The sequence below is a fragment of the Streptomyces sp. NBC_01092 genome (genome assembly GCF_045039535.1).
Lineage (GTDB): Bacteria > Actinomycetota > Actinomycetes > Streptomycetales > Streptomycetaceae > Streptomyces.
Window position 1 is genome coordinate 688598 of record NZ_CP108659.1, and the last position, 15214, is coordinate 703811.

Below are 15214 nucleotides of genomic sequence, written 5' to 3' on the forward strand. Positions count from 1 at the left end.
CCTCCTTGTGTATGGGCCACGTCCTTGGTGCCCAGTCTTCACTAAGCTGCGCCCATGGCCTTGGAGTGGGAGCAAGTGATGGTGGACTCGGCCGATCCGGAGGCCCTCGGGCGCTGGTGGGCCGAGGCGCTCGGATGGGTCGTGGTGGACGACTCGGCCGAGGAGTACGAGATCAGGCCCGAGAAGGACCGGCTGCCGGGTCTGCTCTTCTGCCGGGTACCGGAGGGCAAGGTCGTCAAGAACCGCCTGCACCTCGATTTCCGGCCCGACGATCACGAGGCGGAGGTCACCCGCCTCCTCGCGCTCGGCGCGCGCCACGCGGACATCGGGCAGACCGGCGAGGAACCGTGGGTCACGCTGGCGGATCCCGAGGGCAACGAGTTCTGTGTGCTCGCCCAGCGTCGCGGCTGAGGGCGGTCGCCCCCCGCGTACCTGAGCGAAGCGCGCGGATCGAACATACGATGGCCGGGAGTCGGCTCGGCGACCCGCGCCCGAAGGACGCCCGCCGCCGCGCCGAGAAGCGAACTCCGGGGTGGGAGACGTATGACTCAGGCCGCCGAAGCAGCGCGGACCGTCATCCTGACCGTGGACGACGACCCGGGAGTGTCCCGGGCGGTCGCCCGCGATCTGCGCCGGCGCTACGGCGAGTCGCACCGGATCGTGCGCGCGGAGTCCGGCGAGTCCGCGCTGGACGCGCTGCGCGAGCTGAAGCTGCGCGGCGACCTCGTCGCGGTGATCCTGGCCGACTACCGCATGCCGCAGATGAACGGCATCGAGTTCCTGGAAGCGGCCCTGGACGTGTACCCGGGCGCCCGCCGCGTGCTGCTGACCGCGTACGCGGACACGAACGCGGCGATCGACGCGATCAACGTCGTGGACCTTGATCACTACCTGCTCAAGCCGTGGGATCCGCCCGAGGAGAAGCTCTACCCGGTCCTGGACGACCTGCTGGAGGCATGGCGGCGCAGCGACTACCGGCCGGTGCCCAGCACCAAGGTGGTCGGACACCGCTGGTCGGCGCGCTCGTCGGAGGTGCGGGAGTTCCTGGCCCGCAACCAGGTGCCGTACCGCTGGTACTCCGCCGAGGAGCCGGAGGGACAGCGGCTGCTGGCCGCCGCCGGGCACGACGGGCAGCAGCTGCCGCTGGTGGTCACGCCCGACGGGACGCCCCTCGTGGCACCCGAGGCACCCGAGCTGGCCGCGAAGGTGGGCCTGGCCACGACGCCGACGGCCGACTTCTACGACCTCGTCGTCATCGGCGGCGGCCCCGCCGGGCTCGGCGCGGCCGTGTACGGGGCGTCGGAGGGGCTGCGGACCGTGCTCGTGGAGCGGTCGGCGACCGGCGGCCAGGCCGGGCAGAGCTCCCGCATCGAGAACTACCTCGGCTTCCCCGACGGCGTGTCGGGCGCCCAGCTCACCGACCGGGCCCGGCGGCAGGCGGCGAAGTTCGACGCCGAAATCCTCACCGCGCGCGAGGTCACGGGGCTGGAGGTCAGCGGCGCGGCCCGGATCGTACGGTTCTCCGACGGCTCGGCGGTTGCCGCGCACAGCGTGATCCTGGCGACCGGCGTGTCCTACCGTCAGCTGCAGGCGCCGGGTTGTGCGGACCTGACCGGCCGCGGGTTGTACTACGGGTCGGCGCTCACGGAGGCGCCCGCCTGCCAGGGCCAGGACGTGTACATCGTCGGCGGCGCCAACTCCGCCGGGCAGGCGGCGATGTATCTGTCGCGGGGCGCCAAGTCGGTGACCCTGCTGGTGCGCGGGGCGTCGCTGTCGGCGTCCATGTCGCACTATCTGGTCCAGCAGATCGAGGAGGCCCCGAACATCTCGGTGCGTCCCCGCACGGTCGTCGAGTCCGCGCACGGTTCCGGACACCTGGAGCAGCTGACGCTGCGGGACACGGACAGCGGGCGGACCGAGAGCGTCGACGCCCAGTGGATGTTCGTGTTCATCGGCGCGGCCCCGCTGACCGACTGGCTGGACGAGACGGTGCTGCGGGACGAGCGCGGATTCATCCTCGCGGGGCCCGACCTCACCGCCGACGGTCGGCCGCCGGCCGGCTGGGAGCTGGACCGGCCGCCGTACCACCTGGAGACCAATGTGCCCGGCGTGTTCGTGGCGGGCGACGCTCGCTCCGAGTCCGCGAAGCGCGTGGCGTCCGCCGTCGGAGAGGGAGCCATGGCCGTGATGCTCGTCCACCGTTATCTGGAGCAGTCATGAGCGGGCAGTTGATGCCGTGCAACGCCCAGGAGATCGGGTCGCTGTTCCTGTTCGAGAAGCTCAGCCCCGAGCAGCTCGGCCGGCTGTGCAGCGAGGGGCGGGTGGAGCTGTTCGAGCCCGGGCCCGTGTACACCGAGGGCGATCCCGCCACCTGCTTCTACGTGATGATCGAGGGCACGGTCGTGCTGTCCCGGCGGGTCGGGGCCGACGACGTGGAGGTCAACCGGACCTCCCAGCGCGGGGTGTACTCCGGCGCCTGGCAGGCCTACCTCGGGGACCGGGTGCCGCAGGTCTACAACAGCTCGATGCGCGTGACGGAGCCGACGCGGTTCTTCGTGCTGCCCGCCGAGACCTTCGCGGGGGTGATCCAGGAGTGGTTCCCGATGGCCCTGCATCTGCTGGAAGGCCTCTTCTTCGGTCAGAAGAGCACGCAGTCGGCCATCAACCAACGCGAACGGCTCCTGGCGCTCGGCTCGTTGTCCGCCGGGCTCACGCACGAGCTCAACAACCCCGCCGCGGCGGCCGTACGCGCGACCGCGACACTGCGCGAGCGCGTGGGCAAGATGCGGCACAAGCTGGCCATCATCGCCCAGGGTTCGTACTCCCCCGAGGTCATGGCCAACCTAATCGACCTCCAGGAGCGCACCGCCGAGCGGGTCGCCAAGGCCCCCACGCTGAGTCCGCTGGAGGCCGCCGACCGGGAGGACGCGGTCACCGACTGGCTCGACGACCAGGGCATCCCGGAGGGCTGGCGGATCGCGCCCACCTTCGTCCAGGCCGGTCTCGACGTGGACTGGCTGGACCAGGTCGTGGCGGCGGTCGACGCGGAGATCCTGCCGAGCGCGATCGGGTGGCTCAACTACACCGTCGAGACCGAGCTGTTGATGGACGAGATCAACGACTCGACCACCCGCATCTCGCATCTCGTCGACGCGGCCAAGCAGTACTCCCAGCTCGACCGCGCGCCCTTCCAGAACGCCGACGTCCATGAACTCCTCGACAGCACCCTGCTGATGCTGTCGGGCAAGATCGGGAAGCGGATCGAGGTCGTCAAGGACTACGACCGTACGCTGCCGAAGATCCCGGCCTACCCGGCGGAGCTCAACCAGGTCTGGACGAACCTGATCGACAACGCGGTCTCGGCGATCAACAGCGCGGGCGGCGACGGCACGTTGACCGTGCGGACGGCGCCGGATCACGACCGGCTGCTGGTGGAGTTCCGTGACACGGGGGTGGGTATCCCGGCGCAGGACCGGGGGCGGATCTTCGACCCCTTCTTCACGACCAAGCCCGTGGGCGAGGGCACCGGGCTCGGCCTCGACATCTCCTGGCGGATCGTGACCAACAAGCACCACGGCACGATCCAGGTGGAGTCCGAGCCGGGCGACACGCGTTTTCAGGTGCTCCTTCCGTTCACGTCCGAGGAGGCTTCATGAGCGACATCAACGGCATCGATCCCAGCGTCCCGCCGAGCGGCAGTGGGTGTCCGGAGTGCGACGCGGCCGGTGGGTGGTGGTTCCACCTGCGGCGCTGTGCGCAGTGCGGGCACGTGGGGTGCTGCGACAGTTCGCCCGCGAAGCACGCGACGGCGCATTTCCGGGAGACCGGGCATCCGCTGGTGCAGAGCTTCGAGCCGGGTGAGGCGTGGTACTGGAACTACGGCACGAACGAGATGTTCGAGTCCGGGCCCGAGTTGGCTCCTCCGGCGAGTCATCCCGCGGACCAGCCCACGCCGGGGCCCGCGGGGCGGGTGCCTGAGGACTGGGCGAACACCTTGCGCGCCTGACGGCTCGATCACGCAGTTGCCCACGCCCGCAAAAACCACAGGTGCTGTCAGTGGTGAGTGACAGGATGTATGCGTGTCGCAGACCCCACTCAGTACGCCGTTGATCGGGCGGGACCCCGAACTGGCCCGGCTCTCCGACGTCCTGGAGCGTGCCCGGGGCGGTGAGGCCCGGGCCGTGCTGGTCGCCGGGGACGCCGGGGTCGGCAAGACCCGGGTGCTCGACGAGGTCGCGGGGCGGGCCGGCGCGGCCGGGATGACCGTGCTCACCGGGCACTGTGTCGACCTCGGCGATGTCGGGCTGCCGTATCTGCCGTTCACCGAGGTGCTCGGGGTGCTCGCCGAGGACGAGCGGTTCGCGGGTGTCCTCGCCGCTCATCCCGTCGTGGGACGTCTGCTGGGTGGCGGGACGGACGCCGTGAGCGACCGGCTGCGGCTGTTCGAGGGCATCGCCGGGCTGCTGGCCGATCTGTCGGACATCGCGCCGGTGCTGCTCGTCCTGGAGGATCTGCACTGGGCCGACCAGTCGTCGCGGGATCTCCTGCGGTTCCTGCTCAGTCGAGGGATCCTGCAGCGAGCGGCGACCGGGGCGCCGGCGCATCGGCTCGCCGTGCTCGCGTCCTATCGTGCGGACGATCTGCACCGGCGTCACCCGCTGCGGCCACTGCTGGCCGAATTGGTGCGGCTGCCCGCCGTCGAGCGGCTGGAGCTGCGGCCCATGGCCGACGCCGAGGTCGCAGAGCTGGTGCGTGCCGTGCAGGAGCGGCCGCTGCCGGACACGACCGTGCGGCGGATCGTCGAGCGGGCCGAGGGCAATGCCTTCTACGCCGAGGAACTCGTCGCGGCCACGGACACGGAGGCCGGCGGGGTGCCCAGCGGGCTGGCCGACGTCCTCCTGATCCGGTTCGAGCAGCTCTCCGACACCGCCCAGCAGGTGCTGCGCACGGCCGCGGTCGCCGGACGCCGGGTCGAGCACGACCTGCTGCGGGGTGCCGTGGGGATCCCGGAGGAGGACCTGGAGTCGGCGCTGCGCGAGGCCGTCGGGCGGCAGCTGCTGGTCTCCGGCGACGGCGACACGTACGCGTTCCGGCACGCGCTCGCCCGCGAGGCGGTGTACGCCGATCTGCTGCCCGGTGAACGGGCCCGGCTGCACGGCGCGTTCGCCCGGCTGCTCGCGGGGCGCGGCCGTCCGCACGAGACGGCGGCGGAGCGCGCCCACCACTACCGCGCGAGCCACGACCTGGCGGAGGCGCTGGCCGCGTCGCTGGAGGCCGCCGCCCACGCCCACGGTGTCGGCGCGCCGGCCGAGGAGCTACGGCATCTGGAGACCGCCCTGGACCTGTGGTCGTCGGTGGAGCCGTCGGCGCGGCCCTCGGGCGAGGGCAACGACCGGGTGACGCTGACGCTGCGCGCGTCGGCGGCGGCCGCCCACGCGGGCGAGGCGCACCGGGCGGTCTCCCTCACCCGCTCCGCACTCGCGGGCGTCGGCCAGGACAGCGACGCCGAACTCGCCGCCCGGGTCCGCTACACGCTCGCCGGCAACCTGCTCGAGGTGGACAGCCTGACGGCGGCCTACGCCTACAGCAGCGAGGCGCTCGCCCTCATCCCGGCCGACCCTCCGTCCCGGACCTGGGTGTGGGCGGCGGCCACGCATGTCCTCGCGGCACGCCAGGTCGGGGAGGACGAGACCGCGCTGCGGATCGCCTACGAGGCCCTGCCCACCGCCGAGCAGCTCCAGCTCACGGACGCCCGGGCGGACCTGCTGATCTCGCTGGCCGCGCTCGAGGGCGGCGGCCGGGGCACCCCGCAGGGGCGGGAGCGGCTGCGTGAGGCCCGGGAGTTGGCGAGGAGTGCGGGGAACACGACGGTGGAGATGCGTGCCCTGTTCAACCTCGCCGTCGGCTGCTTCGAGTCGGGTGATCTGGAGGAGTGTCTGCCCTGGCTGACGGAGGGCCTCGATCGCGCCCGGCGTGCGGGGCTGCTGTCGTCGCCGTATCCGCTGGAGATGCGGTATCTGCGCGTGTTGGTGCTGTACACGCTGGGGCGCTGGGACGAGTGCGTGAGCTTCGCGGCGACCGACGCCGAGGTGCTGCCCGACACGGGCGGATTCGCGGCCGGTCCGGCGCTGTACGTCGCGCTCGCGCGCGGCGACGTCCAGGCCGTCGGGCGGGCCCGTGCCCTGCTGGCGGGACCGTTCGACTGGATGGGCACGCTCGTCGCGGGCATCGCGCTCACCGACGCCGCCGCAATGGACGGTGACGCGGAGGGGGCGGTGGAGCGGATGCGGACGACCGTCGCGGCCCTCACCGACGACGTGGGGAGGCTGCCCGACGTCACGGTCCGGCTGGCCGCCCTCGCGCTGTCCGCGGTCGCGGACCGGGCCGCCGCACTGCGCCTGACCGGTGACGAGGCGGGCGCACGCCATTGGGCGGACAAGGCGACCGAGCTGGTGGAGCAGGCGCGGACGGTGGCCGTACGGGGCGAGGACCGCGTGCCGCAGGGCCCGGAGGGCATGGCGTGGCTGGCCCGCGCGGAGGCGGAGTGGACACGGGCCGTCAGCGGGCCGGACGCGCAGGCGTGGGCGCAGGCGGTGGCCGCGTTCGACCATGGCGACGAGTACGAGCGAGCCCGGTGCCGACTGCGGTACGCCGAGGCCCTGCTGGCGGCGGACGACCGCGAGGCGGCGGCCACCGAGGCCCGGGCCACCCGGGCGACGGCGGCCCGGCTCGGCGCGACTCCTCTGCTGGAGCAACTGGATGCCCTGATCCGCCGGGGCCGCCTGGCGCAGGCCCCCGCCGACCGCGCCTCCGCGCTCACGGCCCGCGAGCAGGACGTCCTGCGTCTCCTCACCCTCGGCCGCAGCAACCGGCAGATCGGCGAGGAGCTGTACATCTCCGGCAAGACGGCGAGCGTCCATGTCTCCAACATCCTCGCCAAGCTGGGCGCCGCGAGCCGTACGGAAGCGGTGGCGATCGCCTATCGCGAGGGCCTGATCAGCCGCGAGGAGACGGTGGGCTGATCGGCCGTCGCGCACCTCACCCGGTGATGTCGCAGTCGAGGGCGGTCAGGTCGACGGCGTCGGCCATCGCCTGCATGCCCTTGTCGTTGGGGTGTATGTGGTCGCCGCCGTCGAGGGCGGGGAGCATCCTCTCCTGGTCGTAGGGGCTGCGCAGGATGCGGTCGAAGTCGGTGACGGCGTCGAACTCACCGCTGGTGCGGATGAAGGTGTTGACCTCCTGGCGTACGGCCTCGCCGGCCGCGTCCCATTCGTGCCAGCCCTTGAAGGGGGCCACGGTCGCGCCGACGACGCACTTGCCGGCCGCGTGCGCCCGGTCGACGATCTCGCGGAAGCCCTCGATCAGGTCGTCGGCCGTGACGCCGCTGTGGGCCTTGATGTCGTTCACGCCCTGGAAGAGGAAGACGGTCCGCACGCCCGGCTGGGACAGCACGTCCCGCTCCAGCCGGTTCAGGGAGCTCTGGCCGGCGCCGTCCGCGAGGAGCTTGTTCCCGGAGATGCCCTCGTTGGCGACGCCCTTGACCGCGGTGTCGGTGCGTTGCAGACGGCGGGCGAGGTAGTCGGGCCAGCGGCGGTTCAGGTCGGAGGTGGACTGCCAGCCGTCGGTGATGGAGTCGCCGAGGGCGGCCACCGCTGCGGTGCCCTTGGGGGCGTGCACGGAGACGGCGTCGAGATAGAACCAGGAGCCGGTCGGGATGGTCCAGGGAGTGCCGCTGTCCTCGGCGGTGTGGTCGCCCTGGGTGGCGTACGACGTCTGCATGGCCATCCAGTGACCGCTCGCCGGGCCGGCCGCGTCCGGGCTGTGCACGCTGACGACGAGGTTGGACGCGGCGGGCAGCTTCCCGGGCAGCGGGTCGCTCCACACGGTGGCGCCGGCCGGCACGGTGACGGTGGGCTTGCCGCCGAAGGCCAGGCGCCGGTTGCTGCCCGGCCGCAGTTCGGCGCCCTGCTTCTGGAGGCCCGCGTAGGCGCTGTCGAAGGTGATCGGCCGGTCGCCGAAGGCGTTGGAGAGCCGGACCCGCACTCCGGTGCCGCCGACGCTGGTGTGCACGACGAGCCGGTAGCTGCGGCCGGCGACGCCGTCGCCCATCCGGTCGGCGCTCGCCGCCCAGGTGACGACGCCGCTCGGGCCGCCGGTCGCCTCGGCGGGCGCGGACTGGCAGGCGACGACCGTCAGCAGGACGGCGGCCAGCGGAAGCGCGGCCCTCACCGGGCGAGGTCTTTCAGCGTGACGGACGCGCCGGGCCGCAGCGAGACCGTGCGGGACACTTCGCCGTAGGCGACCGTCGTGGTGCGGCCCCCGACGCTGCGGATCCGCGCCTCGGTCGGTCTGCCGTCCCGCCAGTGCAGGTCGACCTCGAAACCGCCGCGTACGGGGACGCCCTCGACGAAGCCCGAGGCGGCCCAGGCGTCGGGAAGGGCCGGGAGGAGTTCGACGTGTCCGGGCCGGGAGTACAGCAGCATCTCCACCATGGCGGCGGGGGTGCCGAAGTTGGCGTCGATCTGGAAGATGCCCCGGCCGCGTTCCACCTCGTAGATGTCGAAGAGGTTGAAGGCCGTGCCGTTGCTGCCGTCGGTGGAGGGGCGGAGATTGTTGACGATGAGCTGGTAGGCCTTGTCCGCGTCCTTGAGGCGGGCCCAGCACAGGCTGCGCCAGGCGTTGGCCCAGCCGAAGCTCTCCATGCCGCGTGCGGTGAGCAGGGCGGTGGCGCCGGCGACGAGGTCGGCCGGGGTGGAGCCGTCGGGGCGGATGCGGTCGCCCGGGAACAGGTTGATCAGCGGGGACAGGTGGCGGTGCGTGGTCTCACCCAGGTTGTCCGGCGACATCCACTCCTCCAGCCAGCCGGTGGTCGGGCTGACCTGCGGCAGGTACAGCTTTCTGCGCAGTGAGGCGATCGTATCCGCGAAGTCGGTGTCCCGCCGGAGTTCGGCGGCCGCGGTGCAGTAGTTCCCGAACAGCATCCACACGACTTCCTGAGCATAGGTGATGCCCTTGGCGTCCTGCGGGCCGTGTTCCGGGGACCAGTCGCTGTCGTCGACGAGCACCTCCTTCGAGGTGCCGGGGAGGGTGATGGTGAGCAGTCGCGCCTCCCAGAACTCGCACGCGCCCTTGAGCAGCGGGTAGATCTTCGCCAGGTACTCGCGCGACCCGGTGTACTCGTAGTGTTCCCACAGGGTGGTGCACAGCCAGGCGTTGCCCGCCGGATGCCACCACCAGCCGCTCCCACCGTAGGGGTTGGTGGAGAAGGCGACGGCCCAGCCGGCGTTCTTGCCGCTGGAGTTGCGGTAGCGGTTGCGCGGGTCGTTGTACAGGCGGCGGGTGAGGTCGTTCCAGGACGGGAGCTGGTCGACGCAGTAGTCGGTGAAGGCGTCGAAGCACGGGGACAGGCCCGTGCGGTCGGCCATCCAGTAGTTCATCTGGATGTTGATGTCGGTGTGGTAATCGCCCATCCAGTCCGGGTCGTTGCCGTCCAGCCACAGGCCCTGGAGGCCCAGGGGCAGGCTGCCGCGTGAGCCGCAGATCATCAGGTAGCGGCCGAACTGGAGGTAGGCCGCCTCCAGTTCGGGATCGGGCTCGGGATCGCGGCTGCGGGCGTGCAGGCGCTCCCAGGTGTCCAGTTCGCGCTGCTCGGCCGAGGACGTGCCGAGGGAGAGGCCGAGTCGTCCGTACAGGGCGCGGTAGTCGGCGACATGAGTGCGGCGCAGGGCGTCGGCCGACTCCGCGACGGCGGCACGGACCTTCGTACGGGCGAGTCGCTCGGGGTCGAGTGAGGGGTCGCGGAAGCCGGAGTCGGCGTCGGGCGCGTAGTTGGTACCGGCGGTGACCACGACGGTGAGGTCCTTGCAGCCGGTGAAGTCGATGCGGGTGCCGTCGACGGTGACCTTGCCGCCGGTGCCGCGGGCCTTGACGGCGGCGCCGTAGCGCAGGCCGTTGGGGAGGGTCGCGCCGAAGGACTCGGCGGCGGTGGGGTGCTCGCCGTGGGTGCCGGTGAGGGTGAGGGTGCCGGTGTAGCGGCCGCCGCCGCTCTGGGTGAAGCGCAGGACGATGACGTCGTCGGGGTGGCTGGCGTACATCTCGCGCCGGTAGGTGACGCCGGAGCGGACGTAGGAGCTGGTGACCAGGCCCTGGGCGAGGTCGAGGGTGCGGCGGTAGCCGTTGACGCCGCCGAGGTCGTGGTCGGGGATGTCGACGGTGAGCTTGGCCAGCAGGGTGAACGAGCCGAAGTCGGAGCGGCCGTAGGGGAACTGGCCGTCCTGGTCGAGGGTGTCGTTGAGGCCGCCGGTCCACATGGTGGCGTCCGTGATCAGCAGCAGTTCGCGGCCGGGGTCGTTGCTCGCGAGGGCTCCTATGCGGCCGTTGCCGACGGGCAGGCCCTGTTCGATCAGCGAGCCCTCGTCGCCGGGGGCCTGCCACCACAGCTGGTGGCGGGCCAAGTCGGCGGGAAGCGGGACTTCAGCGGGGCGGGCGGGCGCGGCGGTGGCGGTGAAGGCGGGCAGCGTACCGAGGGCGGCGGTGAGGCCCGCGGTGGTGGCCAGGGAGAGGACGGATCTTCTGCTCGGCTCGTTCGGGCTGGTGTCCATGTGCGGCTCCGGGGTCGTCCGGGCCGGGGCCCGGCGCACGGCCGGGCCCCGGCGGAGGGGGATCAGAGAGACTTGGGTACGTCGATCCGGTCGATGTCCGGCGCGTAGCCGGTGCCGCTGTCGAAGGTGACGGTGTTGGCCCCGGCCTTGAGCTGCACCGGCACGTAGACGCTGTTGACGGTCCCCCAGTTGCCGGTGGCCGGCATCTTGTGCGAGGTGGCGCCGCCTCCGTTGGCCGAGACGAGGATCGAACGGGAGTCACCGCTGACGTAGGCCACCTTGATCTGGTAGGTGCCGGCCTTGGCCACCACGACGTCGTTCACGGTGACCTTGCCACCGGTGTAGAGGTTGCCGACCTTGTGGCCGTCGGAGCAGGCGGAGCAGTCCGCGACGGAGGCGTTGCCGCTCAGGGTGCCCGCCTCCGCCTCATGGGCGGTCCAGGCGAGGTCGGTGCCGCGCGGGGTGACGGTGAACAGGCGGGAGCCGTGCGCGGGGAGCGCCTGGGTGATCTTGTCGGTGGCGGTGCCGAGGCTCTCCTTGTTCCACACGTCGCGCACGGAGGCCTTGCCCTTGAAGCCGAGGGTCTGCCAGTTCGCGGTCACCGAGGCGGGTGCGTCGGAGAGGTTGAACAGGGCCACGGTGTAGGTGCCGTCGGGGTTCTTCGCGGCCCACACCTGCTGCGGGTCGGAGGCGGTGACGGGCTCGGCGGGTGGGGCGCTGCTCTGGTTGATCGCGATGACCTCGCGGTTGGTGAGCAGCGAAAGGCCGTAGGAGTCGAGCTTGGTGAGGTCGTCGCCGGTGAACAGCGGGGACTTGGCGATGGCCCACAGGGTGGCGTAGCTCTGCCGCTCGGCCTTGGTGAGGCCGTCCATCTCGCCGTTGCCGACGTTCAGGGAGTCGAGGTCGTTCCAGCCGCCGGGGCCGGCGTGGTCGGTCCACGCGGGGGCGTCGTCCCAGCGGTCGTCGACCGAGTTCTCCCAGGTGACCAGGGTGTTGCAGTAGCACTCGACGTCGGTGTCGATGCGCCAGCCGTTGGAGTACTTCTTCCAGTCCTCAACGTGCCCGTAGTCGAGGGACCAGGACAGCTCCAGGTGGATCGGGCGGCCGGCGGTGTCGATGGCCTTCTGCCAGGCGGCGACGTCGGCGACGTTGTTGTAGTTGTCGCCGCTCTTGAACGAGCCGGGGCCGACGCCGTCGAGCTTCAGGAAGTCGTAGCCCCAGTCGGCGAACATCTGCGCCTGGGAGTCGATGTACTTCTGCGCGCAGGGGTTCGAGAAGTCGATCTTGTAGGCGCTGTCCCAGCCGTTGGTGGTGCGCAGGTCGTCGTAGACGATGTCGCCGGTCGTACAGCCGTCGGCGTTCCAGATCGGGTTCTTGCCGTCGTTGTACGCGCCCTTCTCCAGGCCGACCGGGAGGTAGATGCCGGCCTTGAGGCCCTTGGAGTGGATGCGGTCGGCGACGGCCTTCATGCCGCTCGGGAAGCGCACCGGGTCGGCCTTCTGCCGGCCGTACTCGTCGAACTGCGACTTCCAGGACCAGTCCATCCACCAGCCGGCGTCTATGTTGACGTACTCGTAGCCGTACTTCTTCAGCTTGGCGGCCATGGCGTCGGTCTGCTTGGTGACGTTCGCCTCGGAGAGATAGCTGTAGTCGCCCTTCGGGTTGAGGCCCGGGTACTTCGACGACTGCATGGTCCAGCTGGTCCAGCCCATGTAGGGCTTGGCGGCCACCGCGGTGGTGGTCGGGGCGGCCGAGGGCGTGGTGGTCTCGGCCTGTGCGGCGGGGACGGCGGCGGTGACACCGGCGGTGAGGGCCAGGACCACCACGGCTCTCAGGGCGCGTGCGGGCATGACGGAGTACGAGGATGACCTCATGGGTCGGGCCTCCCTGGGTTGGTTCAGCGGCTCTGGCGCTGGTCGTCGGCTCGGATGAAGGACTGGATCGCGGTGGCCGCGGCCCCGCGCGCCCACTCCTCGAAGGGCAGTGGGCGGGTCTGTACGTCGCACTGGGCGGCGGAGCCGAACGCGGCCGCGGCGAGGGCGTCGCGGATCTGTTCGGCGAACAGGTCGTAGGCGGCGAGTCCCTCGCCGGAGATGATCACCCGCTCGGGTCCGAGCAAGTTGGCCACGGTGGCGATGCCCCGGCCGATCGCCTCGCCGGCGCGGGCGTAGGCCTCGCGGGCTCCGGCGTTCCCCCGGTGGGCCAGCGCCGCCGCCTCGGCGGTGTCGGCGACCTCGACGCCGGTGGTCTCGCGGATGCGGCGGACGATCGCCGCGTCCCCCGCGATGGCCTCCACACAGCCGCGGTTGCCGCAGTGGCAGGGCGGGCCTGCCGGGTCGACGGTCACGTGCCCGATCTCTCCGGCCACGCCGTGCGCCCCGGCGACGACCCGGCCGTGCACCACGAGGCCGCAGCCGATGCCGGCGCCGACGGTCACCACGGCGAAGTCGGACAGTCCCACGCCGGCGCCGAACCACTGCTCGGCGACGGTGAGAGCGCGTACGTCGTTGTCGACGGTGACCGGCAGTCCGGTGGTCGCGGCGGCGAGTTCGGCGAGGGGGACGTCCCGCCACTCCAGGAACGGCGAGTAGCGGACGACGCCCGCGCCGCGGTCCACGTCTCCGGAGACGGCGATGCCGAGCCCGAGGACCGGGACGCCCAAGTCGCTGGCTTCCGTGAGCAGTTCGCCCGCCAGCTCGGCGACCGAGGCCAGCACGCCCTTGGGTTCGAGGTCGGCGAGCGGGGCGTGGCGGGCGACGCGGATACGGCAGCACAGGTCGGTGAGCACGCCGATGATCTCGTCGCCGGTCACTTTGACGCCGATGAACAGCGCCCGTCCTCCGTCGACCCGTACCGGGTTGGCGGGCCGGCCGAGCGTGGGGCGGGCGTCCGCGTCCACGTCCTCCACCAGATAGCCGGCCTCGATCAGGGGCCGTACCGCCTTGGTGACGGCGGCCGGGGACAGTCCCGCCCGCCGGGCCACCTCCAGACGGGTGAGCGGCCCATGACTGAGGACGGTGGTGAAGATCTGCGAGGCGGCCGGCGTGTTCGCCGGGAACGACTCGGCGCGGTGGATCGAGGACATGCCCGGAACCTAGAGCCCTTATTTTCCGCCGTCAATAAAAGAAGCAGGATTCCCCGAAGTGCCGCTGAAGGACTCCCACCCAGTGATCGGTGTCTGTCCAACTGTGCGTCGTCTGTGGCGATGTGACGGGATGCGAGAAGGTTGCCCCGGACGGCGGTGATCGTTATCGCGTCTGCAGCACATCGACGAACGGGAGGAATCCGGATGGTCTCGAAGATCTCAACAGCGCTGGTCAGAGGCACGGCGGTGGCGGTGGCCCTTGGGTCGCTCCTCGCGGTGCCCGCGTATGCCGCACCCCTGGAACCCGCCGACACCAAGGCCGACGCCGCGGCGGCCGCGCCGCCCGCCGCGGATATGAAGGGCCTGTGGAACGTCCTGCGCACGGCGAGGCGGCAGGGCGCACCCGGTGCGATGGCACGCCTCGACGACCGCGGCTCGGTCCGCTGGGCGGCCGCGGGCGTCGCCAACCGGAAGACCGGACGGGCGCTCAGCAACGCCGACCGGTTCCGCATCGGCAGCGTCACCAAGATCTTCTCGGCCGTGGTCCTGCTGCAACTCGCCGACGAGAAGAAGCTCGCGCTCGACGCCCCGGTCAACCGCTATCTGCCGGGGCTGCTGCCCGACGACCGCATCACGGTCCGCCACGTGCTCAGCCACCGCAGCGGCCTGCACGACTACTCCAACGACATGTTCGCGCGGACGGTTCCCGGCTTCGAGGCGGTCCGCAAGAAGGTCTTCACCTACCGGCAGTTGGTGAACCGCTCCTTGAGCCGGCCGCGGACCACCAAGCCGGGCGGCGCGTACTCGTACTCCAACACCAACTTCGTGGTCGCCGGGATGCTCATCGAGAAGCTGACCGGGCATGCCGTACGGACCGAGTACCGCAACCGGATCTTCGAGCCGCTGAAGCTGGGCGACACCTTCTACGTGCACCCCGGTACCAAGGTCCCCGGCCGGCACGCCCGCGGCTATCTCACCCCGGACACCGCCGGCGCGGCGCTCGTCGACGCCACCGAACAGACGGTGTCCTGGGCGCAGAGCGCGGGCGCGGTCATCTCCACCACACGGGACCTCAACACCTTCCTGTCGGCGCTGCTCGGCGGGCGGCTGACCTCCCGCGCCCAGCTGGCCCAGATGCAGCGGTGGGTACCGTCGGGGACGAACCAGCGGTACGGGCTCGGGCTGCGGCGGCGCGATCTGTCGTGCGGGGTCTCCGTCTACGGCCACACGGGCGCCGTACAGGGCTACTACTCCTACGCCTTCGCCTCCAAGGACGGCAAGCGCAGCCTCGCGGCGCTCGCCAACGCCTCCAACAACGGCTCGGTGCACACCGCCATGCTGGGCACGCTGGAGTCCGCGTTCTGCGGCAAGCAGACGAAGAAGTCGCGCAGCGCCGCCACGCCGGTCGAACGGCACGGGGTCGGCGCGCCGGGGAACCCGCTGGACCCTGACGCGAACTGAGGCCGCACCTCGGGTGGGAACCCTCGGGATCCGGTGTGCGTTGTGCGGACATCCCCACCGGATCTCG

Annotated in this window: 10 protein-coding genes; 6 read left to right on the plus strand and 4 right to left on the minus strand. The window is 71.5% G+C overall.

Going from position 1 to position 15214, the window contains the following annotated elements:
* Positions 1–54: 54 nt before the first annotated feature.
* From OG254_RS02865 to OG254_RS02885, 5 genes are all read left to right on the plus strand, one after another.
* Positions 55–411, plus strand: a complete 357-nt coding sequence (locus OG254_RS02865; protein WP_405576996.1) for a VOC family protein — start codon at positions 55–57, stop codon at positions 409–411.
* 132 nt (positions 412–543) lie between these two features.
* Complete coding sequence (locus OG254_RS02870; protein ID WP_351200374.1) at positions 544–2220, plus strand: FAD-dependent oxidoreductase; 1677 nt, start codon at positions 544–546, stop codon at positions 2218–2220.
* Positions 2217–3656: an ATP-binding protein gene (locus OG254_RS02875; RefSeq protein ID WP_351200376.1), complete on the plus strand. Its 1440-nt coding sequence runs from the start codon at positions 2217–2219 to the stop codon at positions 3654–3656. Before OG254_RS02870 ends, OG254_RS02875 begins: the two co-directional genes overlap by 4 nt.
* Entirely contained in the window at positions 3653–4006 is a 354-nt protein-coding gene (locus tag OG254_RS02880) for a UBP-type zinc finger domain-containing protein (protein WP_405576997.1), read from the plus strand. Before OG254_RS02875 ends, OG254_RS02880 begins: the two co-directional genes overlap by 4 nt.
* 73 nt (positions 4007–4079) lie before the next feature.
* A complete protein-coding gene (locus tag OG254_RS02885; RefSeq protein ID WP_405576998.1) occupies positions 4080–7022 on the plus strand; it encodes an AAA family ATPase in 2943 nt (980 codons plus the stop codon).
* Between the two features lie 16 nt (positions 7023–7038).
* Here the strand turns inward: OG254_RS02885 and OG254_RS02890 are convergent, their stop codons facing one another.
* The 4 genes from OG254_RS02890 to OG254_RS02905 form a co-directional block, all read right to left on the minus strand.
* A complete protein-coding gene (locus tag OG254_RS02890) occupies positions 7039–8229 on the minus strand; it encodes a GDSL-type esterase/lipase family protein (RefSeq protein ID WP_405576999.1) in 1191 nt (396 codons plus the stop codon).
* A complete protein-coding gene (locus OG254_RS02895) occupies positions 8226–10601 on the minus strand; it encodes a glycosyl hydrolase family 95 catalytic domain-containing protein (protein WP_405577000.1) in 2376 nt (791 codons plus the stop codon). Before OG254_RS02895 ends, OG254_RS02890 begins: the two co-directional genes overlap by 4 nt.
* Positions 10602–10663: 62 nt before the next feature.
* A complete protein-coding gene (locus tag OG254_RS02900) occupies positions 10664–12475 on the minus strand; it encodes an alpha-galactosidase D (RefSeq protein WP_405577001.1) in 1812 nt (603 codons plus the stop codon).
* 23 nt (positions 12476–12498) lie between these two features.
* Positions 12499–13686 carry an ROK family protein gene (locus tag OG254_RS02905; RefSeq protein ID WP_405577002.1) on the minus strand — a complete coding sequence of 396 codons (1188 nt, stop codon included), beginning with the start codon at positions 13684–13686 and terminating at the stop codon, positions 12499–12501.
* A gap of 204 nt (positions 13687–13890) precedes the next feature.
* On the opposite strand from OG254_RS02905, the gene OG254_RS02910 reads away from it, so the two are divergent.
* A complete protein-coding gene (locus OG254_RS02910; protein WP_405577003.1) occupies positions 13891–15147 on the plus strand; it encodes a serine hydrolase domain-containing protein in 1257 nt (418 codons plus the stop codon).
* The last annotated feature ends 67 nt before the right edge of the window (positions 15148–15214 follow it).